The 25,390-nt window shown below is 60.8% G+C and carries 24 protein-coding genes; 8 read left to right on the plus strand and 16 right to left on the minus strand.

The annotated features are described in order from the left end of the window. On the minus strand, window positions 1-214 hold a 214-nt coding region (locus BMH52_RS29900), incomplete at its 3' end, for a hypothetical protein (protein WP_143192509.1). A 237-nt stretch (window positions 215-451) separates the two neighbouring features. On the opposite strand from BMH52_RS29900, the gene BMH52_RS02045 reads away from it, so the two are divergent. After that, window positions 452-1,537: a DUF1615 domain-containing protein gene (locus tag BMH52_RS02045; protein WP_072435660.1), complete on the plus strand. Its 1,086-nt coding sequence runs from the start codon at window positions 452-454 to the stop codon at window positions 1,535-1,537. Here BMH52_RS02045 and BMH52_RS02050 read toward each other — a convergent pair whose 3' ends face one another. Beyond that, the gene (locus BMH52_RS02050) at window positions 1,538-2,332 is read right to left on the minus strand and encodes a DUF4349 domain-containing protein (protein WP_072435659.1); all 795 of its coding nucleotides are present in this window, start codon (window positions 2,330-2,332) and stop codon (window positions 1,538-1,540) included. 157 nt (window positions 2,333-2,489) lie between these two features. Here BMH52_RS02050 and BMH52_RS02055 point away from each other — a divergent pair, with 157 nt between their 5' ends. Beyond that, on the plus strand, window positions 2,490-2,912 hold the full coding sequence (locus tag BMH52_RS02055; RefSeq protein WP_014717969.1) for a PaaI family thioesterase: 423 nt from the start codon (window positions 2,490-2,492) through the stop codon (window positions 2,910-2,912). Between the two features lie 244 nt (window positions 2,913-3,156). Here BMH52_RS02055 and BMH52_RS02060 read toward each other — a convergent pair whose 3' ends face one another. From BMH52_RS02060 to BMH52_RS02070, 3 genes are read right to left on the minus strand one after another with little or no spacing between them, the layout of a single operon-like run. Beyond that, window positions 3,157-4,338: an acetyl-CoA C-acetyltransferase gene (locus BMH52_RS02060; protein WP_019821410.1), complete on the minus strand. Its 1,182-nt coding sequence runs from the start codon at window positions 4,336-4,338 to the stop codon at window positions 3,157-3,159. A gap of 11 nt (window positions 4,339-4,349) precedes the next feature. Then, window positions 4,350-5,009: a CoA transferase subunit B gene (locus BMH52_RS02065; RefSeq protein ID WP_005786928.1), complete on the minus strand. Its 660-nt coding sequence runs from the start codon at window positions 5,007-5,009 to the stop codon at window positions 4,350-4,352. A 31-nt stretch (window positions 5,010-5,040) separates the two neighbouring features. Then, window positions 5,041-5,739, minus strand: coding sequence for a CoA transferase subunit A (locus BMH52_RS02070; RefSeq protein WP_003190329.1), 699 nt, complete (start codon window positions 5,737-5,739; stop codon window positions 5,041-5,043). Window positions 5,740-5,872: 133 nt separating this feature from the next. Between BMH52_RS02070 and BMH52_RS02075 the strand changes: the two genes are divergently transcribed. After that, window positions 5,873-6,775 carry a LysR family transcriptional regulator gene (locus tag BMH52_RS02075; protein WP_014717971.1) on the plus strand — a complete coding sequence of 301 codons (903 nt, stop codon included), beginning with the start codon at window positions 5,873-5,875 and terminating at the stop codon, window positions 6,773-6,775. Window positions 6,776-6,833: 58 nt separating this feature from the next. Here the strand turns inward: BMH52_RS02075 and BMH52_RS02080 are convergent, their stop codons facing one another. The 6 genes from BMH52_RS02080 to BMH52_RS02105 all read right to left on the minus strand — a co-directional run bounded on the left by BMH52_RS02080 (window position 6,834) and on the right by BMH52_RS02105 (window position 14,652). After that, on the minus strand, window positions 6,834-7,163 hold the full coding sequence (locus BMH52_RS02080) for a hypothetical protein (RefSeq protein ID WP_003190335.1): 330 nt from the start codon (window positions 7,161-7,163) through the stop codon (window positions 6,834-6,836). A gap of 515 nt (window positions 7,164-7,678) precedes the next feature. Next, complete coding sequence (locus tag BMH52_RS02085; protein WP_020303181.1) at window positions 7,679-8,524, minus strand: NAD-dependent protein deacetylase; 846 nt, start codon at window positions 8,522-8,524, stop codon at window positions 7,679-7,681. A gap of 9 nt (window positions 8,525-8,533) precedes the next feature. After that, window positions 8,534-8,974 carry a CBS domain-containing protein gene (locus BMH52_RS02090; RefSeq protein WP_014717973.1) on the minus strand — a complete coding sequence of 147 codons (441 nt, stop codon included), beginning with the start codon at window positions 8,972-8,974 and terminating at the stop codon, window positions 8,534-8,536. Window positions 8,975-9,103: 129 nt separating this feature from the next. After that, complete coding sequence (locus BMH52_RS02095; protein ID WP_073842845.1) at window positions 9,104-11,053, minus strand: DNA topoisomerase III; 1,950 nt, start codon at window positions 11,051-11,053, stop codon at window positions 9,104-9,106. A 217-nt stretch (window positions 11,054-11,270) separates the two neighbouring features. Beyond that, window positions 11,271-12,893, minus strand: a complete 1,623-nt coding sequence (locus BMH52_RS02100) for an MFS transporter (RefSeq protein ID WP_019821419.1) — start codon at window positions 12,891-12,893, stop codon at window positions 11,271-11,273. A 91-nt stretch (window positions 12,894-12,984) separates the two neighbouring features. Beyond that, window positions 12,985-14,652: a GMC family oxidoreductase gene (locus tag BMH52_RS02105; RefSeq protein WP_073842792.1), complete on the minus strand. Its 1,668-nt coding sequence runs from the start codon at window positions 14,650-14,652 to the stop codon at window positions 12,985-12,987. Window positions 14,653-14,780: 128 nt separating this feature from the next. Here BMH52_RS02105 and BMH52_RS02110 point away from each other — a divergent pair, with 128 nt between their 5' ends. After that, entirely contained in the window at window positions 14,781-15,674 is an 894-nt protein-coding gene (locus BMH52_RS02110; protein WP_014717977.1) for a LysR family transcriptional regulator, read from the plus strand. Window positions 15,675-15,806: 132 nt separating this feature from the next. On the opposite strand, the gene BMH52_RS02115 is transcribed toward BMH52_RS02110, so the two are convergent. The 3 genes from BMH52_RS02115 to BMH52_RS02125 form a co-directional block, all read right to left on the minus strand. Beyond that, complete coding sequence (locus BMH52_RS02115; protein WP_073842794.1) at window positions 15,807-17,666, minus strand: DUF3857 domain-containing transglutaminase family protein; 1,860 nt, start codon at window positions 17,664-17,666, stop codon at window positions 15,807-15,809. A 179-nt stretch (window positions 17,667-17,845) separates the two neighbouring features. After that, window positions 17,846-19,192 carry a glutamine synthetase family protein gene (locus tag BMH52_RS02120; RefSeq protein WP_019821422.1) on the minus strand — a complete coding sequence of 449 codons (1,347 nt, stop codon included), beginning with the start codon at window positions 19,190-19,192 and terminating at the stop codon, window positions 17,846-17,848. Window positions 19,193-19,203: 11 nt separating this feature from the next. Beyond that, a complete protein-coding gene (locus BMH52_RS02125; protein WP_044483173.1) occupies window positions 19,204-19,761 on the minus strand; it encodes a helix-turn-helix domain-containing protein in 558 nt (185 codons plus the stop codon). 142 nt (window positions 19,762-19,903) lie between these two features. Between BMH52_RS02125 and BMH52_RS02130 the strand changes: the two genes are divergently transcribed. Together BMH52_RS02130 and BMH52_RS02135 are read left to right on the plus strand one after the other, a co-directional pair. Beyond that, window positions 19,904-20,212 carry an RcnB family protein gene (locus tag BMH52_RS02130; RefSeq protein ID WP_014717981.1) on the plus strand — a complete coding sequence of 103 codons (309 nt, stop codon included), beginning with the start codon at window positions 19,904-19,906 and terminating at the stop codon, window positions 20,210-20,212. 88 nt (window positions 20,213-20,300) lie between these two features. Next, the gene (locus BMH52_RS02135) at window positions 20,301-21,494 is read left to right on the plus strand and encodes an MFS transporter (protein ID WP_073842796.1); all 1,194 of its coding nucleotides are present in this window, start codon (window positions 20,301-20,303) and stop codon (window positions 21,492-21,494) included. Here BMH52_RS02135 and BMH52_RS02140 read toward each other — a convergent pair. Together BMH52_RS02140 and BMH52_RS02145 are read right to left on the minus strand one after the other, a co-directional pair. Further along, window positions 21,457-21,729 carry a DUF1652 domain-containing protein gene (locus tag BMH52_RS02140; RefSeq protein WP_003190355.1) on the minus strand — a complete coding sequence of 91 codons (273 nt, stop codon included), beginning with the start codon at window positions 21,727-21,729 and terminating at the stop codon, window positions 21,457-21,459. The two genes, BMH52_RS02135 and BMH52_RS02140, sit on opposite strands and share 38 nt — an antisense overlap. Window positions 21,730-21,831: 102 nt before the next feature. After that, window positions 21,832-23,328: a PAS domain S-box protein gene (locus tag BMH52_RS02145; protein WP_014717983.1), complete on the minus strand. Its 1,497-nt coding sequence runs from the start codon at window positions 23,326-23,328 to the stop codon at window positions 21,832-21,834. 203 nt (window positions 23,329-23,531) lie between these two features. Here BMH52_RS02145 and BMH52_RS02150 point away from each other — a divergent pair, with 203 nt between their 5' ends. Both BMH52_RS02150 and BMH52_RS02155 read left to right on the plus strand, forming a co-directional pair. Further along, window positions 23,532-24,500, plus strand: coding sequence for a hypothetical protein (locus BMH52_RS02150; protein WP_019821429.1), 969 nt, complete (start codon window positions 23,532-23,534; stop codon window positions 24,498-24,500). 78 nt (window positions 24,501-24,578) lie between these two features. Then, on the plus strand, window positions 24,579-25,199 hold the full coding sequence (locus tag BMH52_RS02155) for a hypothetical protein (RefSeq protein ID WP_003190361.1): 621 nt from the start codon (window positions 24,579-24,581) through the stop codon (window positions 25,197-25,199). Window positions 25,200-25,390: the final 191 nt, after the last annotated feature.

The following is a 25,390-nucleotide window of genomic DNA, read 5'->3' on the forward strand; positions in this document are numbered from 1 at the left end:
GACTGGGTTTTTTGGAAGAAACCGGCGCGACCAGTGCGACCTGTTCTCCCACCTTGAACACCTGCTCCACGCTAAGTGCCGAACCACTTAAAAAGCTGTCGGCCCACGTATCAAAGGTATTCAGGCAGGTGCGGAAATCCGCGAATACGCGCTCAACCTTCGGCGCTTCGGGATCCATGGGCACTAGCACCAGGTTGGCCAGCACCGAGATCAAGAGACAGCCCCATTCATCAGGGCTCTAACGAACACCACCATCTGCATTCCCTCGCACTGTTTGATCAGGCGAGGGACTTTGCAGAGGTTTGCCGGGGTGAGGAGTAGAGCTTATCCGGCAGTGGTGTGGGATGTTTCAGTTACTGCCAGGCACTGGGTTCGGCATGCCGACGAACCCCGGTTAGACTTACCTGTCGATATCAGCACTGCCCGGCCTGTCGTTAACCAAGGAAGCCTCATGTATTCAACCCGTCTGCTGTTCTGCCTTATTCCGTTGTGGGTACTGGCCGGTTGCTCCACCTCCCGTGGCCCCCAGCAGCCCGAGCGCAGTGAAGCCGAGGTCAAGGCGCAGATCGTGCGCCTGCTGCCGGCCAAGGTGTCGGACCGCAACGGTTGGGCCCAGGACATCTACACCGCCTTCGACACCCAGAAAATCTACCCAAGCACCGAAAACATCTGTGCGGTATTGGCGGTGACCGAGCAGGAGTCCACCTATCAGGTCGACCCGCCGGTGCCGGGCATGGGCAAGATCGCCCAGGATGAAATCCTGCGCCGCGCCGCCAAGGTGCATGTGCCGGCATTCGTGGTGCGCAGCACCTTGCAACTGCGCTCGCCCACCGGCAAAACCTACGCCGATCGTTTGAATGCCGCCCGTACGGAAAGGGATTTGAGCGGCATCTTCGACGACTTCATCAGCATGGTGCCCCTGGGCAACACCCTGTTTGGCGGGTTCAACCCGGTACACACTGCAGGCCCCATGCAGGTCAGTATCGACTTTGCGCAGAAACAGGCGCGGGGTTATCCCTACACGGTGGACGGTACGATTCGCCGCGAAGTGTTTACCCGTCGCGGCGGCATGTACTTCGGCATCGCCCACTTGCTCGGCTACCCGGTGAGCTACGACCAGCCGCTGTACCGCTTTGCCGATTTCAACGCCGGTTGGTACGCCAGCCGCAATGCCGCGTTCCAGGCTGCAGTCAGTCGTGTTTCAGGCAAAGAGCTGGCGCTGGATGGGGATTTGATCCGCTATGGCTCATTGCTGCCCGGCACCACCGAGCTGGCGGTGCGTTCACTGGGGGCGAAATTGGATATGCGCAACCCGAGCATCCGCAGCCAACTGGAGCAGGGCGAGCAGTTGGATTTCGAGGACACCACCTTGTACAAGCGCGTTTTCAGCCTGGCCGACCAGGCGGCCGGCAAGCCGCTGCCTCGGGCGATCCTGCCGGGTATTGTGCTCAAGAGCCCGAAGATCACCCGCAACCTGACCACGGCCTGGTTTGCCAAGCGCGTGGATGAGCGTTACCAGCGCTGCATGAAGCGCTGATCAACCGCGACGCTTGACGAACCGGCGCCACAAGCCCACCCACAACCACACCACCGGGAACGCCAGGATCACGAAGGGCAGCACATAGCTGGCACGTTCCAGGGCGTCTGCGGTGCCGTTCACCAGGTTGTCTCCCAGGTTGCTGAACATCCGGGTGAACCTTGACACCTGGTTGGCGCCGTCGGAGGAGCGGAAGTTCAAGGTCACGCGGTTGGTGTCGAGGCGGCGTTGCTGGCCGGCGGCAACCTGAGCCAGTTCCTGCAGCTCGTTTTCAATGCCGGCTTGCTCTTTGCTCAGGACGATCAGGTCGCTGACGGTGATGTCCTCGCGCTTGGCCAGTTCATCGAGGCGTTGCTGCTGAGCTTGCAGGCGGTCCTGGCGGCGGCGCACATCCGCCACGGCATCGGCCAGGTCTTCGGCAGTGGTGATGCGCTGGCCGAGCTTACCGCCTTCGGCCGCCAGGGCGACCATCGGCTCCACACCCGTGGGCGCGATCCGCAGGATGATCTGGCCACCTTGGCCGTCTTCGGTAATGCCAAGGATATTGCAGGCACCAAAGCGCGCCGTTTCACACGCCTCACGAGTGGCCTGCATACGCGGCGCAAGCAGGCCGCCGGGCAGGGCCAGGGTCAATTCATGCTCATAGGCCAGTTGCGCCCCGGCCTTGCCCTGTTCGCCATTGATGACCGTGGCGCGAGAGTGGTCCTTGGGGGAACAACCGGCCAAGGCCAGGCCAGCAAGCAAGATCAACAGCGGCGCGCGTAGCGGGTGGGAGTTGCCGTCCAGGTGGCGCATGGCGTTTCCTTGAAATGTGCAGGAGAAATTGGCCGAGATTAAAGCGGGTCTGGCCCATTAACGCAAAGCATTGCCCGGGATTTGCCCGGCTGATGGTGGTGGCTGCCGGGTCGAGGCTGGCGTACACCTCAAGCCTCACACCAGGGAAGCATCCGCCATGAACGCTCAGACCGTCCCCCAAGGCTTTGTCCCATTGCCGCGCAGCAGCCCGTTGCTGGAACTGCTCGGCCCGGCGTATTGCCGTGGCGAAGGTTTGCAATTGGAAGTCGGCCTGCGCGCCGATCATCGCCACGCCAATGGGCGAGGTACGGTGCACGGCGGGGTGCTGGCGACGCTGGCCGATATCGGCATGGGGTACGCCATGGCGTTTTCCAGTGAGCCGCCGTTGCCGTTGATTACCGCCAGCATGACCGTGGATTACCTGGGCGCCGTGCAGGTAGGGGAGTGGATGGTGGTGCGTCTGGAAAGCCATAAGCGCGGACGGCAGATGGCGTTCGCCACGCTGAGTTTGCAAGTGGAGGAGCGCGTGGTGCTGCGGGCGAGCGCGGTGTTTGCGGTGCCGCAAGCTGACAGGCAGTGAGATCAAATGTGGGAGCTGGCTTGCCTGCGATAGGGGTGTGTCAGTTAGCAATGATCTGACTGATAGACCGCTATCGCAGGCAAGCCAGCTCCCACATTTTTATCGAGTTCATTCAGGGGATATCGATAAAAGAAAAGGCCTGGCTTTTCGTGGAGCCGGGCCTTTTCTGTGTTGCTCTTATTGGCATGGGGGCCGCTACGCAGCCCAACGGGAGCAAGCTCCCTCGCCACAACCGCGATCCGGTTCAGTTGCGTTCGAGCGCCAGGGCCACGCCTTGGCCGCCGCCGATGCACAGCGTTGCCAAGCCTTTCTTGGCATCGCGCTTGATCATTTCGTGCAGCAGGGTCACCAGTACGCGGCAGCCTGAAGCACCGATCGGGTGGCCGATGGCGATGGCGCCGCCGTTGACGTTGACCTTCTGCGCGTCCCATTCCAGCTCTTTGCCCACCGCCAGGGATTGCGCGGCGAAGGCTTCGTTGGCTTCGATCAGGTCTAGATCAGCCAACTGCCAGCCGGCCTTGTCCAGGCAGCGGCGGGTGGCCGAGACCGGGCCGATGCCCATTATGGCCGGGTCGACGCCCGCGTTGGCGTAGCTGGCGATACGCGCCAGTACGGGCAGGCCGAGAGCCTTGGCTTTGTCGGCGCTCATCAGCAGCACGGCCGCAGCGCCGTCGTTCAGGCTGGAGGCGTTGCCGGCGGTGACGCTGCCGTCTTTCTTGAACGCAGGCTTGAGCTTGGCCAGGGATTCGGCGGTGGTGCCGGCGCGGGGTTGTTCGTCCACCGCGAAGGCCACCGGGTCGCCTTTGCGCTGGGGAATCAGGATTGGCGTGATCTCATCGGCAAAGCGCCCGGCTTCGATAGCGGCCGCGGCTTTTTGCTGGGAGGCGGCGGCAAAGGCGTCCTGGGCTTCGCGGCTGATGCCGTACTTGTCCACCAGGTTCTCGGCGGTGATGCCCATGTGGTAATCGTTGAACGCATCCCACAGGCCGTCGGTGATCATGCTGTCGATCATCTTCGCGTGGCCCATGCGCAACCCGGTGCGTGCGGCAGGTAATACGTACGGGGCCAGGCTCATGTTCTCCATGCCACCGGCAATGATCACCTCGGCGTCGCCGCAACGAATGGCCTGTGCGCCCAGGTGCAAAGCCTTGAGGCCCGAACCGCAGACCTTGTTCAGGGTCAGGCTCGGCACCGCGTGGGGCAGGCCGGCAAGGATCGAAGCCTGGCGTGCCGGGTTCTGGCCGCTGCCTGCGGTGAGCACCTGGCCGAGGATCACTTCATCCACTTGCGCCGGGTCCAGGCCGGTCTGCTGCAGCAGGCGACGGATCACGGCGGCACCCAGTTCCGGGGCCGGAATGTTCGCCAGCGAACCTTGGAAGCTGCCCACGGCGGTGCGGGTGGCAGCAACAATCACGACGTCTTGCATGGAATCTGTCCTCACTGGAAGTGCATTTCTGGAACGTGGTCCGGGACGATCAGTTTACCGGCGGTCTTGCTCACAATCTCTTCAACGCTGACGCCAGGTGCGCGTTCCTTGAGGACAAAAGCGCCATTTTCGATTTCCAGGTACGCCAGGTCCGTGAGCACACGCTTGATGCAGTTGGCACCGGTCAGCGGCAGGCTGCATTGGCTGAGCAACTTGGACTCACCGTCTTTGGATGCGTGAGTCATGATCACAATGATGTTTTCTGCGCCGGCCACCAGGTCCATGGCACCGCCCATGCCCTTGACCAGTTTGCCGGGGATCATCCACGAAGCGATGTTGCCCTGTACGTCCACTTCGAATGCGCCCAGTACGGTGAGGTCGACATGCCCACCGCGAATCATCGCGAACGACTCGGCGGAGGAGAAGATCGAAGCGCCGATGCGTGCGGTGACGGTCTGCTTGCCGGCGTTGATCATGTCGGCGTCGATGGTTTCTTCGGTCGGGAACGGGCCCATGCCAAGCAGGCCGTTTTCCGATTGCAGCATCACTTCCATGCCGTCGGGGATGTAGTTGGCCACCAGGGTCGGAATGCCGATACCGAGGTTGACGTAGTAACCGTCCTGCATCTCGCGGGCAACGCGTTGAGCCATTTGTTCGCGGGTAAGCGCCATGATTGTTTCCTCTTATTGTTCTGGACGGGGATTATTTGCGGACGGTGCGCTGTTCAATGCGCTTTTCGAAGGTGCCGCAGATGATCCGGTCGACGTAGATGCCAGGGGTGTGGATCTGCGCCGGGTCCAGCTCGCCCGGTTCGACGATTTCCTCGACTTCGACCACGGTGATCTTGCCGGCGGTGGCGGCCAGCGGGTTGAAGTTCTGGGCGGTGTGACGGTAGATAACGTTACCGAAGTGGTCGGCTTTCCAGCCTTTGACGATGGCAAAGTCGCCGGTGATGGACTCTTCCATCAGATACGGGCGGCCCTTGAATTCGCGGGTTTCCTTGCCTTCGGCAACGGGGGTGCCGACGCCAGTGGCGGTAAAGAAGGCCGGAATGCCGGCACCGCCTGCGCGCATTTTTTCTGCCAGGGTGCCTTGAGGGGTAAGCACCACCTCAATCTCGCCGCTGAGCAGTTGTTTCTCGAAGAGGGCGTTTTCACCCACGTAGGAAGCGATCACTTTGCTGATCTGCTTCTGTTCCAGCAGCACACCCAGGCCGAAGCCATCGACGCCACAGTTGTTGGAGACCACCGTCAGGTCGCGGGTACCTTTGCGCTTGATTTCGGCAATGAGGTTTTCCGGAATGCCACACAGACCAAAACCACCGGAGAGCACGGTCATGCCGTCTTCCAGGCCTGCCAGCGCTTCTTCATAGGACGCCACGCGTTTATCGAAACCTGCCATATGCACCTCTTTTATTGTTTGTGGTCCAGCCAGTGAGTTGAGTGTTGCGCCAGCGGATTGATTTGTTAAGTTGTTTTTTAAGGTTGATTGATTTAGAAAACAGCATAGTCCAGTCGTCGTCCGGAGCTGCGTCATGACCGTTAAACAGATGCGTGCCTTTCTCGCTGTTGCTCAGAGTCTGAGTTTTGCCGCTGCCTGCGAGCGTTTGCACCTCTCCCAGTCGGCGTTGAGCTTGACCATCAAGGGCCTCGAAGAAGGCTTGGGCGGGCGCCTGTTCAGCCGTAATACCCGTAACGTCGCGTTGACCCCTGAAGGCGAGTCCCTGCTGCCCCTGGCCCGCCGGCTGATTGCCGATTGGGACAACGCCGAAGACGAGCTGCGCCAGCGTTTTACCTTGCAACGCGGGCGCGTCACGGTGGCCGCTATGCCGTCGTTCGCCGGCAACCTGTTGCCGCCGATCCTGAAGATATTCCGCGCCCGTTACCCTCAGGTGAACGTGACGGTGCATGACCTGATCAATGAGCAGGTGCTGGAGATGGTGCGCGACCGTCAGGTGGAGCTGGGGGTGGCGTTCGAGCCGTCCGATGGTTCGTCATTGGCGTTCACACCGTTGTACCTGGATCGCTTTGTCGCCGTGGTCCCAGGAGATTCAGCCTTGGCACAGCGTGCTGAAATCGACTGGAAAGCCTTGTTGGAGCAGCCGTTCATCACCCTGCAGCGGCCTTCCACTGTGCGGGTGATGCTGGAAGAACACCTCGGCGCCTTGCAGATGAAATTGCCCGTTGCCTTGGAAAGCCATCAACTGGCGACGGTGGGCAAGATGGTTGCCAGCGGTTTGGGGGTTAGTGCAGTGCCAGCGTTATGCGCCAGGCAGATGGAGGAGGCGGGAGCCCATTGCATTACCTTGACTGGCCCGGTGATCGAGCGGCCGATTGGGGTGCTGACCAAGCCGGGGCATGAACTGTCGGCGGCGGCGCAGGTGTTGTTTGATATCTTTCGGGATGAGGCGGGGAAGGGCAGGTTTCCAACTTTTTAAATCAGTAAATACACATGTGGGAGCTGGCAAGCCAACTCCCACATTGATTGAGTACTACTTAGTAGTAACGGTCGATCACTTTAACTTGCGAGCTGTCTTTGAAAGACGCCCAGGCATTGTTAAGTGTGTCGAACACTTGCTCGATAAAGTTGCGATCAGCGGCGGCCTTCTTGCCGACATAACCCTGGCCACGGCGGTACATCTTCAGGCGTGCCGCCAGCTCACGGTTGTTACGGTCAAACTCGGCTTCTTCGGTATGGGGCGCCAGGCAGTCAATTTGCACTTCGCCGGATTTGCCAATCCACAGAATATGGTCGTCGAGTGTGTCTTTCTGCGCTGCGAACATCTCAGCCAATTCATCGATAGTGGGTTGGTTGTTCAGATTCATGTGTAAGCCCCTTGACCAGTTGGCGATCTATCAGTTGATTCGTTAATACCAGTAAGTTGTCTCCGGTCACTAAAACCGGGCGTCAGCGACGGGCTGCCGAATACGGGCAGGGTCTTGAAGCTGATGCATGTAGTCTTGCTGATGGACTGCTACGCAATGCTCTGATCACGAAGACAAGCTGCGTTTGAGCGCCTTGTACCTGTCCCTTCCGGGGCCGGTCAGCTTCATCAATCTGCCTTGTGGGCAGTGCACATCCGGAAAAACAGCTCGGCGGTCAGACGAGCCTGTTCAAAACGCTTGTTACCAACGCTCTCGATCCGAGAGACGTCTAGATCATGCAAGGACAAAAAGGTTACGTCAACGGTTATGTAGTGATTATTTTTGCTCACTACATAAATTGCCGCGGGGACGGGGGAATGCGCGAAAACGTGACTTGGGCGTCATTTTCTGTGCGGTGGGTCGCAGGGTTTTGGTGGCGAGTTTACGCAGGCCAGCTCCCACATGTTGATGCGTCGCTATCTCAATCTCTCGGACAGTAAGGGTAATAGCCGCTCGCACGAGGCCTGGATCTTCACCTGCAACAGCTCATCACCCCGAGTCTTGCCCAGGTTGATGGCGATCACCGGCTTACCCTGATCGACCATCGCCTTGCACAGGCGAAACGCCGAATAGGCCATCAGCGATGACCCCACCACCAACAGTCCTTCGGCATGCTCTACCGCCGTCATTGCCTTGAGCGCCGTCGCTGGTGCGACGTTCTCGCCAAAGAACACCACATCCGGTTTCAGCCGTTCGCCATTGCAATGTGGGCAGCGGGGTACCTGGAAGCGCTGTTCAAAGGCCGGATCGAGCAAGGTGTCGCCATCCGGCGCTTGCACCGCATGAACCTGTGCCATGTGCGGGTTATCGACCTCCATCTGCCGCTGGATCACGTCGCGCTCGCTACGCAATTGGCAATCCAGGCACAGCACCCGATGCAAGCTGCCATGCAGCTCGATCACACCCTGGCTGCCGGCCTGGTCATGCAGGGTGTCGACGTTCTGCGTAATCAGCCCGCTGATGTGGCCACGGTGCTGCAGCGTCGCGAGCGCCAGGTGGGCCTTGTTCGGCTGGGCAATGCGCACCCGTGGCCACCCCAGCATCGCCCGCGCCCAGTAGCGGCGCCGCGCCTCGGGAGTGGCGAGGAATTCCTGGTACATCATCGGTGGCTTGCCCCGGCGTACACCTTCCCCGTCCCGGTAATCCGGGATACCTGAAGATGTACTGATCCCTGCGCCGGTCAGCACCAGGAAACGCCGGCCGGTCATGGCCCGGTGCAGGGTGTCGAGGTGATCTTCCTGATGGTCCAGCGTGTCGAGCATGGGTTCCCCCTATTCGCCGCGGATGTACTGTTCCAGCTGCTGGATCAAGGCCGCTTGTTCGGCAATCGCTTCCTTGACCAGGTCACCGATGGACAGCAGGCCCAGCAGTTTGCCGTCTTCGACCACCGGCAGGTGGCGCAGGTGACTGTCGGTCATGATGTTCATGCATGCCTCGACACTCTTGTGAGTATCCACCGTGATCACCGGCGAGCTCATCACCTCATGGACCTTGGTGGTGACCGACGAGAGGCCCTTGAGCATGATTTTGCGCGCGTAATCCCGTTCACTGATGATGCCGACCACCACGTCATCCTTGACCACTGGCAAGGCACCGACGTTTTTCTCGGACATCCGCACCAGCGCTTCAAACACGGTGTGGTCCCATTTGATCGTGTGGACGTCCTGGTTTTTCTGATCCTTGGCTTTCAGCAGTTGTGCAACGGTCTTCATGGCGGCCACTCCGGTGTTGTTGTTGGTAGTCCAGATCCCCTACAGAATCCTAGACCGAACTCGCCGGAGCAAGGGCCAATGCGGCGTTAAACCTGTCGAAAAACGTCATGTGCCGGTTTTTTTTGGTATCTATCCCGCATTTACCGGCTTTTTCCCGCGTTTGGGGCTGGCGCCGGCCTTGCGCGGGGCGGCCTTGCGTTTCTTTTTCCAGGGCGTTGCACCTCGTCCAGCCGGGCTGGCGGGGCCAGTGATAGTCATGCGCATGCCGTTACAGCGTGCCACCTGCTTGCTCATCCACGCCGCTTGCTTGGCGACGAATTCCTCCAGGCTCATTTCGCCGCTTTGCACCATGTCCAGCGCCTGTTCCCAGATGGCGGTGGTGCCGGGGTCGGCGATGGCGCGGGGCACTGCGTCAATCAGGCTGAACGCGGCGGGGGTTGCCGACAGGGCCTTGCCGTTTTTCACCAGATAACCGCGGTCCAGCAAGCCCTGGATGATCCCGGCGCGGGTGGCCTCGGTGCCGATGCCAGTGGTGTCCTTGAGTTTTTGCTTGAGCAACGGGTCCTCCACCAGCTTGGCGACGTTTTTCATGGCCTTGATCAGGTCGCCTTCGGTAAAGGGCTTGGGCGGCTGGGTCCACAGGTCCTTGAGGTTGACCTTGGCCACGGCGTAGTCGTGGCCCTGCACCAGCGTCGGCAACGCTTGGGGCGCAGGGGCTTCGCGACCTTTGGCGGGTGCCAGCGCTTCGGGCAAGGCGCGTTTCCAGCCCGGTTCAATAATGACTTTGCCCACCGCGCGCAACGCTTGGCCGGCACAGTCGAAATCGGCCTGGGTGCGGTCGTATTCATGGTTGGGCAGGAACTGCGCCAGGTAGCGCGCACGAATCAGCGTATAGACCGCACGGTGCTTGCCGGTCAGTTGGCTGACCTCCTTGCCGGCTCCGGTGGGGATGATGCCGTGGTGGGCGCTGACTTTCGCGTCGTTCCAGGCCCGCGAACGGCGCCGAGGGTCGATGTGCGACATCAGCTCGTTGACCGCCGTGTCCGCACGGCCCAGCGCCGCAAGAATCTTCGGCGCTTCACTTTGCTGGCTCAACGGCAGGTAGCCGCAATCGCTGCGCGGGTAGGTGATGGCCTTGTGGGTTTCGTACAGGGATTGAGCGATGTCCAGGGTTTCCTGGGCGCCCAGGCCGAGCTTCTTCGAACAGATCTCCTGCAAGGTGCCGAGGTCGAAGGGCAGGGGCGCCACTTCGCGCATGCGCTCGGTACGCAGTTTCACCAGTCGCGCCGTGGCGGCGTTGAGCATGGCGTCGGCGGCGTCCCGCGCCAGTTGCGGGTTGAGGCAACGGCCCTGGTCGTCACAGGCATCGTCAGGGGCGCGCCATTGGGCGGTGAAGGTCATGTGCTTGTGACGCAGGTCGACATCAATGGCCCAATAGGCCACCGGCACGAAGTCGGCAATGCTGCGGTCACGGTCCACCACCAGGCGCAGGGTCGGGGTTTGCACCCGGCCTACCGGCAGCACGCCCTGGTAACCGGATTGGCGCCCCAGCAGGGTAAACAGGCGACTCATGTTCATGCCGATCAGCCAGTCGGCACGCGAGCGCCCCAGTGCCGAATGATACAGGCTGAAGGTTTCTGCACCGGGTTTGAGCGCCGCCAGGGCCTTGCGAATGGAGGCGTCGTCGAGCGCCGACAACCACAGCCGCTGGATCGGCCCGCGGTAGCGGCAGTGTTCTACCAGTTCACGGGCGATCATCTCGCCTTCACGGTCGGCGTCGGTGGCGATCACCAGTTCCTGGGCTTCGCCCAGCAAGCGCTTGACGGCCTTGTATTGGCTGGCGGTCTTGGGCTTGACCAGCATCTTCCATTTTTCCGGGACGATCGGCAGGTCGGCCAGCACCCAGCGTTTGTATTTGGCGTCGTAGGCGTCGGGCGGGGCGGTTTCCAGCAGGTGGCCGATGCACCAGGTGACCGTGACTCCATTACCCAGCCAGCACCCATCGCCACGGCGGCTGGCGCCAAGCACAGCCGCGATATCCTTGGCCTGGGAGGGTTTTTCACAGAGGTACAGCCGCATGGTCATCACATCAGATCGGGTTGATGCCTTGCAGGATGCTTATTTGAAGGGGTTTGAGCAACCATTATCTGTATGGATGTACAGCAATTTGTGTGGGTGCCATACGTCGCTGTAGGAGCGAGCTTGCTCGCGAAGGTCGTTAACGATGCCGCGGGGCGCCTGGTGCCCCGCGTTGCTCTCAGGTTCTTCGCGAGCGAGCTCCTACAAGGGAGAGGTATCAGTTTTTTTCGATATCTACATGCCGGGTTTCCTTGAGGCAGAACAACCCGACGATCAGGCTCACGCCCGTCACCACCACCGGGTACCACAACCCATAGAAGATATCGCCGGTGTACACCACCAGGGCGAACGACACAGTGGGCAGGAACCCGCCAAACCAGCCGTTACCGATGTGGTAGGGCAGGGACATCGAGGTGTAGCGGATGCGCGTCGGAAACAGCTCCACCATCAACGCCGCCAAGGGCCCGTAGCACATGGCGGCGATGAAGATCAGCACCACGATCAGCACCACCACCATCAGCTTGTTGACCTGGGCCACATCCGCCGATGACGGGTAACCGGCCAGGGCCACGGCGCCACGCAGGGCCGCTTCATCAAAACCGTCGATACGCACATCGCCGACGCTCACTTGCACCGGGCTGCCCGCAGGGGCGGCGGCGCTGCTGTAGGGCAGCCCCTGTTTGACCAGGAAGGTCTTGACCTTGTCGCAGGGGCTGTCAAAACGTGCCTTGCCCACCGGGTCGAACTGGAAGGTGCAGGTGGCCGGGTCGGCCAGTACGGTGATCGGCGCCTGTTGGCTGGCCTGGTCCATTGCGGGGTTGGTGTAGTGCGCCAGGCCCTTGAAGATCGGGAAGTACAGCGCGGTCGCCAACAGCAGGCCGAGCATCAGCACCGGCTTGCGCCCGACCTTGTCCGATAGCCAGCCAAACAGGATAAAGAACGGTGCGCCGATCACCACGCTGATGATCAACAGCATATTGGCCAGGGCTGGGTCCATGCGCAGGAACTGGGTGAGGAAGAACAGCACATAAAACTGCGCTGCGTAGAAGGTCACCGCCTGCCCGCCGTTGATGCTGAACAGCGCGATCAGCACCACCTTGAGGTTTTCCCACTTGCCGAAGGACTCGCGAATCGGCGCCTTGCAGGCCTTGCCTTCCTCTTTCATCTTCAAGAAGGCGGGCGATTCGTGCAGGCTCATGCGGATCCAGGTCGAGATGCCCAGCAGCACGATGGAAAACAGGAACGGAATGCGCCAGCCCCACACCTCGAACTGATCGCCGGTGAAGTAACGGCAGGCCAGCACCACCAGCAGCGACAGCAGCAGGCCGAGGGTGGCGGTGGACTGAATCCAGCTGGTGTGCAGGCCGCGCTTGCCCGGTGGCGCATGCTCGGCCACGTAGGTAGCGGCGCCGCCGTACTCACCGCCCAGCGCCAGGCCCTGCAGCATGCGCAGCACAATGAGGATGATCGGTGCGGCAATGCCGATGCTGGCGTAGGTCGGCAGCAACCCGACGCAGAAGGTTGCCACGCCCATCAGGATGATGGTCACGAGGAAGGTGTACTTGCGCCCGATCATATCGCCCAGCCGGCCGAACACCAGCGCTCCGAATGGCCGCACCACAAAGCCTGCGGCGAAAGCCATCAAGGCAAAGATAAACGCCGTGGTGTCGTTGACCCCGGCGAAGAACTGCTTGCTGATCACCGCCGCCAGGGCGCCGTAGAGGAAAAAGTCATACCACTCGAACACCGTCCCCAAAGAGGAGGCGAAGATGACCTTTCTTGATTCGTTGGCGGTACTTGCACTGGCCGCCGAGCCCAGGGGTTGAGCATGTTCTGACATCGGGTGTCCCTCACAGTGATTATTTATTGTTTTTCCACTGTCGGCGCCAACCTCGGCGCCGGTGTTTTTCAACTTCATATAGCGTTAATGATTACGCGGGGTGCCCTGTGGTGCGCGGTGCTGGTGGGCTTTTCGCGAGCAAGCTCGCTCCTGCAGTGTTGGGTGACAGGATCAGTTGTGCGGCCTTCTCCGCGATCATCAGCGTGGGTGAGCAGGTATTGCCGGAGGTGATGCGCGGCATGATCGACGCATCGGCAATGCGCAGGCCGGGAATGCCGTGTACGCGCAGTTGGCTGTCGACCACGGCGTCTTTGTCATCGCCCATGCGGCAGGTGCCCACCGGATGGAAAATCGTGGTGCCGATCCGTGCAGCGGCCTCGTGCAGTTGTTCTTCAGTTTGCAGGGCTTCGCCGGGCAGGTATTCCACCGGTTTGAACTGGCTCAGGGCCGGAGCGGCGACGATGCGCCGGGTCAGGCGAATAGCGTCGGCCGCTACACGCAAGTCTTCGGGGTGGCTGAGGTAATTAGGCTGTATCAGCGGCGCATCCGCCGGGTTGGTCGAACGGATATCCACCCGGCCGCGACTTTGCGGGCGCAGGTCGCAGACCGACGCGGTAAATGCCGGGAAGCCGTGCAACGGTTCGCCAAAGCGTTCCAGGGACAGTGGCTGCACATGGTATTGCAGGTTGGCCGAGGTCTGCTCCGGGCCGGAGCGGGCAAACGCGCCAAGCTGGCTGGGCGCCATCGACAGCGGGCCGCTGCGGTCGTACAGGTAGCGCAGGCCCATGCCCATCTTGCCCCACAAGGTACCGGCGATCTGGTTCAGGGTGCGGGCATTTTCCAGCTTGTAGATCAGGCGCAGTTGCAGGTGATCTTGCAGGTTGCCACCAACCCCTGGCAGCTCGTGCACCACGTTGATACCCAGCGGCTTGAGCACATGGGAAGGGCCGATCCCTGAGCGTTGCAGAATCCCCGGTGAACCCACGGAGCCGGCGCACAGCACAATCTCCTTGCGCGCCTTCCAGCTCATCGACTGGCCGTGTTGACGCCCCAGTACCTGGCAAGCACGCCCGTTCTCCAGTAGCACACGCTCAACCTCTACCTCAGTCAGCACGGTGAGGTTAGGGCGCTGGCGGATCGGCTTGAGAAACGCCTTGGCCGCATTCCAGCGCACACCGGCTTTCTGGTTGACCTGGAAATAGCCACAGCCCTCGTTGTCGCCCTGGTTGAAGTCATTGATATTGGCGATGCCGCTTTGAGCCGCCGCCTCACGAAACGCATCGAGGATCGGCCACGACAGGCGCTGTTGCTCGACGCGCCACTCGCCGCCCTCGCTGTGGAATTCAGAGCCGCCGGCAAAATGGTTTTCGCTCTGTTTGAACAGCGGCAGTACGTCTTTCCAAGCCCAGCCCGCGTTGCCCGCCGCCGCCCAGCCATCGTAGTCCTGGGCCTGGCCGCGCATGTAGATCATGCCGTTGATGGACGAGCAGCCGCCCAGCACTTTGCCCCGAGGGTAACTCAAGGCGCGTCCCTGCAGGCCGGCTTGGGGTTGGGTCTTGAAGCACCAATCGGTGCGTGGGTTGCCGATGCAGAACAGGTAGCCGACGGGGATATGGATCCAGGGGTAGTTGTCGCGACCACCGGCTTCCAGCAGCAGGACACGGTGAGCCGGGTTGGCGGACAGACGATTGGCCAGCAGGCATCCGGCAGGGCCGGCGCCGACGACGATGTAATCGTATTCAGCAGTTGCATTGGGCATCTGGGGTCTCGCTTGTTTTTCTTATTGGGCCCATCCTAGTTGTTAGTTTTCGTCTTAAAAATGTTAGTTTTTACCCACCCGCTGTGCGTTTTTAAACAACGCCGGCTGGCCCAGGCTCTGGAGGCGATATGTTCGACTGGAATGACCTGCGGTTTTTTCTCGAGTTGCAGCGCAGTGGCCGCCTGCTCACCGCCGCCCAACGCCTGAAAACCACGCATGCCACCGTGGCGCGGCACATCGACGCCATCGAGAAAAGCCTCGGCACGGCGCTGTTTGTGCAGCACGCCCAGGGCTATGAACTGACGCCCGCCGGCGAAGCGCTGCTCAAGCATGCCGAGGCTATGGAAAATGTGGCACTGCTGGCTGAAGATGAACTCACCCATTCTGCTGCGCCCCTGGGCAAGATCCGCCTCGGCGTAGCCGAAGGCCTGGGCGTGATGTTTCTGGCCGCACGCATGGGCGGGCTATTTGAACGCTACCCAGGGTTGGAGGTGGAGCTGGTCGCGGTGCCGCGCTTTGTCAGCATCCTCAATCGCGAAGCGGAGATCAGCATTCACCTGGAGCGCCCCAGCGCCGACCAACTGGTGACGCGCAAACTCACCGACTACCGCCTGGCGCTCTACGCCAGCCGTGCGTATCTGGCACGCAACCCGCCCATCGAAAAACGTGAAGACCTCGCTGCCCATGCCTGGATCGATTATGTCGATGACTTGCTGTTCAGCCAGGAACTGAAGTTCCTCAACAGCTTCTGCCGTAGCCCCAAGGTGGTGTTCCACAGCACCAGCGTGATCGCCCAGCACCAGGCGGCGCGTTCGGGGTTGGGGATTGCGGTGTTGCCGTGTTTCATGGCAGCTGGCGATGAGGCGTTGGTGCCGTTGTTGCCGGCAGAGGGCATTCAGCGCAGCTATTGGATCAGCTCGCGCCGGGAGCTGCACAAGTCGGTGCGGTTGCGGGTGTTGTGGGATTATGTAGTGGGGTTGTGCGCGCGGGAGCAGGGCTTGTTGCTCGGTGAATCCCGCTGACGCACACGGATTAAACGGTGGGAGCTGGCTTGCCTGCGATGGCGGCGTGTCAGCTTGCACATGAGTGGCTGATACACCGCCATCGCAGGCAAGCCAGCTCCCACATTTGGACTGTGTTGTGTCAGGGATGGTCTAGAGCTTCACCACCTGATGCACCTGCTCGGCACAGGCCCGAGCCTCTTCAATCATCTTTCCGAACGCATCGCTGGTGACTTCGGCATGGGTCAGCCAGCGCTTTTTCTGGCTCAGGCGATAGTGGTAGCGCAGCGAGCCGTCCTCGAGTTTGCCGTCCAGGTCGAGGTCGTACCAGGGCGAGCGCACCTTGCAGCCGGGGATGGCTTTTTCCATCTTCCCGCCAGCCAGGGTGTAGGTGTAGTCGTAGGTCTCTGGGTTGCCCAGGTAGAGGTCAGCCTGTTGCCCCTGGCGGCGATAGTTGATGTAGCCCTCCCAGCGGTCTTTCAAGGACGGGTCGGTGTAGACATAGTCATTGGCCAGTTTTTCCAGGGCGCGCTGATCGTTCATGCGGGCGGTGACGCTGTAGCCGTCATGTACCACAAAGCGGGTGGGTTCGCGGGTGATCTGGCAGTCGCTGATATCGTTGCCGAAGTTGGCGCAGATGTTCTGGTCGGTGGCGGTGGTGCCTTGCTGGCGGTCTGCGACGCTCAGTTGCATCAGCGGCAGGCGGCTGAAGGTAATAGTCGCCTTGACCGCCCCATCTCCCTCTTTGCCGTACTGCACCTGTTTGTCCAGGCGTATCGAGACTTCGGGGCGCTCCAGTGGGATGTGTTCTTCGCGCACCTGGCCCTGGGCATCGTTGACCAATACCCAGCGGTCCTGAATGTCGGGCATGGTTTGGCCAGGGGCGAAGACCGGGTTGGTCGGGTCAAGCCACCACACCTGTCCATTCACTTCGGCACGCACGATGGCATGGTTCGGCGCCTGGGTGCCGGGGATCAGCAAGGCATCGACCACGTCGCCACGGCTGACCCACGCGGTCTCAGCCTTGATGCCGCTGGCCTTGAGCATGGCCGTCAGCAGGGTCGCCAGGTCCTTGCAGTCGCCGTAGCCGTGCTGCTCGATTTCCGCCAGGCTGAACGGCACATAGCCGCGCTCGGTCGCGCGCCAGTCACCCAGGTAGCGGTAGTGATCATTGATGTGCTGCATCAGCGCGGCCACTTGCTCAGCCGGCGCCAGGCTGCGTGCGGCGGCCACCGCGGTGGCGGCTTGCGCCGGCAGGGTGGCGCCGAGGATCTGGTTGTAACGCTGGGCGAAATCACCGAAGTACGCCTGGCGGTCCACGGCGCTGCCCACTTCCAGGCGTGGGACGCGCAGCAGTGCGGCGGCGGAGGATTCATTGATGTAGTTGAGGTAGGTCGGGGCTTTTTGCACCACGTCCAGGGTCTTGCCGTTGCTCGAAGGCGTTACCTTGAAACCGTCGAACAATTCACTTCGCCACTGGATCGGCCGTTCGGCGGTAAAGCGCGCCTTGAAGCGATCGCGGCGGGCTGAGCTGGGCCCGAATTTGAGCACATAGTGGAACTGAGTCATCAGCGGTTTGGCCGGGTAATGCTGGCGTACCGTGTAGCGGATCTGCGTGCCCACGCGCAGGTTGGGGAAGGCCAGGGAGGTTTGCTTGTCGCGGCTGAAGCCTTGGTCCGGGTTGGGTGCGCTGCGGGTATCGATTTGCGTGGCAGCCAGGGCGACCGGCTTGGCGCCAGGCTGAGTGGACTGTGCACTGACCACTTCAAAGGTGTCGGCTTCGGAGTAGTCGAAGTCGATGCGCGAGAGCATTTCGCGGCCGTTGGCCTTGAGAATTGTGTAATGGTAGGTGGTGGTGCAGTCAGTGCTGGCGTCGCGGTTGAAGTGGCAGTGCAGCTCGGTGTCACTGGCCAGCGGGGCTTCGGCTATGGGTTGCAGGGCCGCGCTGACGGAATGGGAAACCAGCCCCAGACTGATCAAAATCAAAGGGCGGTGGAACGGAAAACGGTACATGGGCGCCTCGGGTGACACATTGAAACAGCTACCCGGCGGGTAGCGAGAAGGCGCCGGATGATAATGGATCTCAACGGCAAAGGCCAGGATTGTTCGACAATTTATCGGGCTGAAAGGCCCGTGCTAGAGCCTTTCTTTGATTTTGATCAAGGTTTTTATGCCGCGAGCGCGTCACGCGCTTAGAGGAACCAGCGATATTCCCGCGCCTGGATCTCCTGCTGGAAAGCCAGGTGGTCCTGGCGTTTGTTCTCGCAATACACCTCGACAAATTCCGCGCCCAGCTTGTCGCGCAGTACTGGTTGTTGCTGCATGGCACGCACGGCGTCGAGCATTTCCACCGGGAAATCGGCGCCGCTGTTGCGGTCCTCGTTCAGTGGCGCGATGGGTTCGCGCTTGGCCTCAAGCCCGTGCTCCAGGCCCACCAGGATCGCCGCCAGCACCAGGTAAGGGTTGGCATCGGCGCTGGCCAGGCGGTGCTCGATCCGCAGGTTGCGCGGGTCGGACTCGGGGATGCGCACACAGGCATCGCGGTCTTCAAAGCCCCAGCTCGCCCGCGTCGCAGCGTTAACCGTGCCGCCCAGGCGGCGGAAGGCATTGTGGTTGGGCGAGAAAATCGGCATGCAGTGGGGCAGTAACTCCAGGCAACCGGCTACGGCGTGGCGCAATGGCTGCTGCTGATGGGCCGCTAGCAAGTTATTGCCCGCTGCGTCGTAAAGGCTGACATGCACGTGCATGCCGCTGCCGGGAAATTGCAGGTAGGGTTTGGCCATGAAGCTGGCGCGGTAACCATGCTTGAGCGCGACGCCACGGGTGCTACGGCAGAACAGGGCGGCCCAGTCGGCGGCGCGCAGGCCGTCATCGCAGTGGCCGAAGTTGATCTCGAACTGGCCGGGGCCGATCTCGGCGGTGATCACCGTGATGTCGATGCCTTGGTCCTTGGCGGTTTGCGCCATGTCGTCGAGCACGTCGCTGAAACGCGACAGCCGTTCGATATGCAGGTTGGGCTGGTCGTCGGCATCCCCACTGAGCGGGTCGCGGGCAAATTGCGGCAGGCCGTTTTCCAGCTGTTTATCAAACAGGTAGAACTCCAGCTCAAACGCCACCACGGGATGAATGCCCTGATGCTGCAAGCGTTCCAGCACCTTGGCCAGGACTTCGCGGGGTTCGAACTCGATGGGCGCTTCGGTGCCGTCCGAGGTGATGAGCATTTGCCCCAATGGCTGCGACTCCCAGTTCACCGGTTTGAGCGTGCCGGGCACCAATCGGCGATTGGCGTCCGGGTCGCCATCGTTGAAGCAGTAGTCGCCAATCTTGAACAGCCCACCCTGGGCTCCCAGTAGCACCGCATTCTGCGGCAGCTTCAGCGGGCTGCCGGCGGCGATTTTTTCAAGCATCTCCACTGGGTAGCGCTTGCCGTAGAAATGCCCGGGAATGTCCAGGGCGATCAGGTCGACATAGCGCACGTCGGGGTGGTTCTGGCGAAAGCTCCGTACTTCGGCCAGCAACGTGGAGGAATGGCTTTTCACGGGTGCAGCTCCTAGTTGTAAACCCACAAGACGCGGGCGGGCAGGTCGGTCAGGTTGGCGTAGCGGCAGTGGGCGAAACTGGCGAGGTGGAAGCTGTCGCCGGGGCCGAGGGTGACTGGCTCGGCTTCGTCATCCACCCACAGGGTCAACTCGCCTTCGAGCACAAATCCGGCCTGTTCGGCACGGTCGCTCATGCTCTGTTCGCCGCTGTTGGCACCGGGGGCCAACAGGCTGTCAAGCATCGAGAACGCACCGTTCATGCTCGGCGACACCAGGATGTCGGTGATGCCGTTGGCGTAATACACCGTGCGCCGCTCGTTGGGGCGTGTGACCCAATCCACCGCCTTGGGTTTGGGCAGGCTGTAGAAATAGGTGGTGGGCACATCGAGGGCGTGGCTGATGGCGGTTAAATCGGCCACGGTCGGGCGCGACAGGCCACGTTCGACCTGGGACAGAAATCCCACCGACCTTTCGATTTTTTGCGCAAGTTGGGCCAGGGTGAGCTTCTTGTGCTTGCGCAGGTCGTGGATCAGCGCCGCGAGGGTGGCGAGTTCTTCTTGTGGGGTCATGAAATTTATATCGAATAATTTCATGAAAAATTACACGATAAATTTCACGAAGGCAATCTTTGGCCACAGGGAAACCCGGCTGAATGATTGCGCGCCGCCGCGGTCGGAACCTGGGTACGCACCATTAATTGAAGGAGCACCCATGAAGTCGAAAACCTTAGCCGCTTGCCTGCTGGTCGCTGCCAGCTTTTCCTCCGTCAGCGCTGTCGTGCAGGCCGGCGATACCCCTCAGGAAACCGTGCAACCTTCAAACATCAACGCCCGTGACTTGAAAGAGGGTGATCGCGCCCCGGACATTTTGATGCGCGAGGAATCAGCGATTAAAGACTGGAAAAAACGCGGGCTCAAACAGCCCGAAGAAGAAAGCCAATGGGCGCGTGTAGGTGACAAGTACGTCCTGCTCAAGACCACGAACGGCACCATCCTCGAGATTACGCCAGTCAAGAAATAATCCCGCCGGGGCACCTGCTCGTTTCATGTTTCTTGCGTTAAGGTAACCGACCGCAATGGTCGCGTTACCTTTACAAAAAGAGAGCAGGATGCTTACCATCATCAGAAACTACCCCCGCACCGTGAACCTGTTGCTGTGCGCCACGTTGTTGCTGACGTTGGCCAAGGCCATCACCTTTCCCTACCTCGTGATCTACCTCACCAGCCATTTCGCCCTGGACATTACCCAGGTCGGCCTGGTGATCGGCAGTTCGTTGATCGTCGGTTCGCTACTCAGTGTCTACGGCGGTTTCCTGGTCGACCGCATCAACAGCTATCGCCTGTTGCTCGGCTTGAGCCTGGTGTTTGTGCTGGGGTTTATCGGCACGGTGCTGGCGCAGAATATCTGGGCGTTCTATGGCTGCCTGATCCTGATTAACCTGGCCTACGCCGTCATTGATATTGCGGTGAAAGCCGGCTTCGCCAGCCTGCTGCCCGAAGACGCGCGCAGCGAAGTATTTTCCATCAAGTACACCCTCACCAATATCGGCTATGCCGTAGGGCCGTTCTTTGGCGCGATGGTGGCCAAGCTGGATATCAGCCTGCCGTTTATTCTGTCAGCGCTGTTGGGGCTGGGGTTTTTTCTGCTGTATGGGCGCTGGGGTGACCGTAACCTGGCCACTGTGGACACTGCGCAAAAGCCGGTGCCGTTTCTCGCCGTCGCCCGCGTGCTGCTGCAGGACCGTCGCCTGGTGTGCTTCACCCTCGGCGGTTTACTCAGCGCGGTGGTGTTCGGCCAGTTCACGGCCTACCTGTCGCAGTACCTGGTGACCACCACGACCGCCGAATACACCTACACGGTGATCAGCGCGGTGCTGACCACCAACGCCGTGCTAGTGATTGCCTTGCAGTACTTGATTGGCCGGCGCATCTCGCACCGTTACCTGAGCCAGTGGCTGAGCGCTGGTTTGAGCATGTTCATGCTGGGGTTGATCGGCTTCGGGCTGTCCACCAGCGTGGTGGGCTGGGTGCTGGCGATGGCGGTGTTCACCGTCGGGGAGATCATCGTGTTCCCGGCCGAGTACATGTTTATCGACCGAATTGCCCCGGACCACCTGCGGGGCATGTATTACGGGGCGCAAAACCTGTCCAACCTCGGTGCCGCGCTGGGGCCGGTGCTGTGTGGGCTGGTGTTGGCCAGCCTGCCGGCCCATTACATGTTCTACATGCTGGGGGCGTTTATCGTCGCAGGTGGGGTGTTTTATTTCATGGGAGCGGCGATAAAGGCAAATCATCCAGCGTGAGCTTGCCGACGTTGTTGCTTTGCAGCTCGTAGCGCAATTCATCCACCATTTTCGCTACTTCCTGCGGGGTCTGCAGGCGGTTGGTGCTGATGCCAGTGACCACCAGGTCGACGCGGCCGGTCTCGGCATCGTAGACCTTGAGGGTCAAGGACGCGTCCCGGCACAGGGTGAATTCGCACGTCAGCGGTGACAGGCCTTCTTCGATGCAGTTGCGCAGCTGAGAGAGGGTAAACATGCGGGTTCCTTCTAGGCATAAATACGATCCCTTGAAGGTTATTGCTTGCACCGCCGCTCAATAAGGCGAATTCGCACTAGACGCACTAGTGCATTTGCAGGGTCAGGGCTTGTTTTTCAGGCGCAAATCACCGGCAAACAGCCCGCGTTCACGAGCCCAGACGATCGCTGCACTACGGCTGTGCACCCCCAGCTTGGAATACACCGTGGCCACATGGTTACGCACGGTGTTGGGCGCCAGTTTCAGGCGCGAGGCGATCTCTTTGTCCGCCAGGCCCTCGCAGATCAGGCCCAATACATCGCGCTCGCGGGCGGTGAGGTCGGTGAAGGAAACATTCGGCAGGTTGGGGCTGTTGACGCTCTTGGCGTTGGCCAGCTTCTCGATCAGGGTCTGGCTGAACCAGGACGCGTCCTGCATGACTTCCTCGATGGCCGCCACCAGTTCCAGCTCCGAGCGTTTGCGCTCGGTGATGTTCATCAGCACCATCAGGTAGCAGGGCACGTCCTGGATAATCACGGTGTCGGCGGATACCACGCAGTCGATCACCTCGTTGCCTTTCTTGCGCACCTTGAGGTCCTGGCCTTCAAGGTTGCCGGCTTTTTCCAGGGTGGCGAACAACTGCGCGCCGGCCTGGGGGCTGTCGATGAAGTTGATGTCTTCGATGGATTTGCCGATCAGTTCCTCGCTGATATAGCCGGTGATGCTCATGAAGGCTTCGTTGATGTCTACCACCTGGCGGTTGTCGGCACTGCATACCAGGGTCGGCACGGGCGTCAGGCGGAAGGATTTGGCGAAGCGTTCTTCGCTCTGGCGCAGGGCGATCTCGGCTTTACGCCGTGGCTCCAGGTCGGTGAAGGAAAACAGCATGCAGTCTTCCTCGTTCATGTCCAACGGTTGGCCGGCGACGATCACCAGTTTGCTGCCACCTTCGGGCAGTCTCAGTTCGGCCTGCATCTGCGGGATGGTCGCGCCTTCGCCCAGGCGCTGGATCGCCAGGTCCTTGCGCTCGGCCTGTTCCAGCACATCCAGTTCATACACGGATTTGCCGATGACCTGGTCGCGGTTGTAGCCGGTCATCTCCAAAAAACCCTGGTTGACCTTGATGTAGCGCAGGTCGCTGAGGCGACAGATCACGGCGGGCGCCGGGTTGGCGTTGAAGGTTTTCTCAAAACGTTGCTCGGCGCTGGCCCATTCGGTGGCGTCGCTGAGGATCAGCACCAGCAACTCCGGCTCACCCTGGGCATCGGTCAGCACCAGGCTGCGCAGGCGATGTACCCAACTGCGGTGTTCGTCGTCGGCGGGCGTGACTTCCACCACAACATCGCTGAACTCTTCACCGGCAGCCACGCGGCTGAGGGGGTAGCTGTCCAGTGGCAAGGGATGGTTGTTGCGATAGCGCAGGGCAAAGCGCTTGGCGTACGCCTCGGTATTGGCGCCCAGTTCCTTGACCTCGCTGACCCCATGCATGGTCAACGCCGCTTCATTGGCCCACAGAATGGTCTGGTCGACCTCGGCCAGAATCACACCGTCGGACAGTCCCGAGATGATGGTCTGCAGTTGGCGGCGGTTGGTTTCTTTGGCGAGAACATCCTGGGTCATAACGTCTCCGATTAGGGCAGGGCAAGGCACATTGGGTTACGACATCCTGGCGTCAGGATAGTGCAGAGTAATTGCCCACGGGGCAGTGCGAATGCACCAGGGCGCCTGGTGCATATGGGCCAGGACTGAACGTATGTCGTTTCGCCACACTCACACCCATCAAGGCGCATTGCCTTGCTCCTCAATTTGAAAAGGACCTTTGTATGACCACTGTCTATGAAACCAATCGATCGCTGTTTCGAGTGTCGTGGAGCTCGGTATTGGCCGGTAGTGCAATCGCACTGGTCACCTACCTGGTTTTGAGCGTGTTGGGCACCGCCATTGGCGCCAGTGCCGTTGACCCGATGGAAGCGGGCAACCCGTTGAGCGGTTTTGGCACGGGTGCGGGTATCTGGCTGTTTGTATCGACACTGGTCGCCATCGCGTTGGGCGCCTTCGTGGCCGGCCGCACCGCGCCGGATCGTGGCGGTCTGCATGGGGTGCTGACCTGGACCTTGACCACCTTGCTCACCACTTGGCTGTTGGCGGGCCTGGCTTCCAGCGTAGTCGGTACGGCCGGCAACGTGGTGGGTAAAGGTCTGTCTGCTGCGGGCAGTGGCATTGCTGCCGCCGCGCCGGGGATTGGCAATAGCATCAAGCAACAGTTGAATGAGCAGGGCATCGAGCTGGACTGGAACAGCCTGCAAGGCCAACTGGATACGTTGCTCAAGCAGAGCGGCAAGGCTGAACTGGACCCTGCCAATGTCGAGCAGAAAGCCGATCAGGCAGCTGCCGATGGCAAGCAGTCGGCTACCGATGCAGCGACCAATCCTGCCCAGGCCGGTGATGAGCTCAAGCAATGGTTCGAACGTGTGAAAGCGTCCGGCGAGCCAGCATTGAATGCAGCGGATAAAGAGGCGCTGGTCAACATCGTCGCGGCCCGCACTGGCAAGAGCAAAGAAGAAGCCACCCAGATCGTCGACAACTATGCCCAGGCTTATCAGCAAGCCATGCAAAAAGTCGATGAGCTGAAAAAACAGGCTGAACAGAAAGCCCGTGAAGCCGGTGAAGTCGCTGCCAAGCAACTGTCCCGCGCCGCCTGGAGCACCTTGGCCATGCTGCTGTTGGGTGCGGCGTTGAGCTTCTTTATTGGTCGTATCGCGCTGACTACCCGTCGCGTGCCTTTGGCTTAAAGATGTCTGCGGCAAGGACGCCGCCTGTGTGAAGGGGTAAAATGCTGGCATTTTACCCTTATCCCACAAAGGTGACCCTTGAGCGCAGGCAAAGCCGTCGGACTGTTATTACTCACTTCCCTGTTGGCGGCGTGCGGCACCTCGCCGCCACGCACGCCCAACGACCTCTGCGGTATCTTGCGCGAAAAAGACGACTGGTACGACGCCGCCAAGGTCACGCAAAAGCGCTGGGGCGTACCGATCCAGGTGCCGTTCGCCATCATGTATCAGGAGTCGGGCTTTCGCCACGACGCCAAGACCCCGCGTAAATACCTGCTGTGGATCATCCCTTGGGGTCGCGTCTCCACCGCTTCCGGCTATGCCCAGGCCAAGGATGAAGTATGGAACGACTACCGCAAAGCCACCGGCCGCAGCGGCGCTGATCGCGAAGACTTCGACGACGCGATCGACTTTATCGGCTGGTACATGGACAAGACCTACACCATCAATGGCGTCTACAAGTACGACGCCTATGGCCAATACCTGAACTACCACGAAGGCTGGGGCGGCTACCGCCAGCGCACCTACGCCAGCAAAGCCTGGCTGCCGCCGGTAGCGAGCAAGGTACAGGCGCGTTCGCAGATGTATGCGCGCCAATATGCCGGGTGCAAGGATGAGTTGGGGCGCGGGTTCTGGAGCCGGTTCTGGCATTGGTTGTAAAGGGTCGACACAGCGACCTCTGAATGCATGCAGATTTAATGTGGGAGCTGGCTTGCCTGCGAAAGCGGTCGTGCAGTCACAGGGGCATTGACTGACACACCGCCTTCGCAGGCAAGCCAGCTCCCACATTGGATTCTGACGCGGCTGTATGCATTCCAGCGAACGGTCCACCATCACGTTCGCCATTTCCC

The sequence above is a fragment of the Pseudomonas sp. BTN1 genome, assembly GCF_001907715.1.
GTDB lineage: Bacteria > Pseudomonadota > Gammaproteobacteria > Pseudomonadales > Pseudomonadaceae > Aquipseudomonas > Aquipseudomonas paracarnis.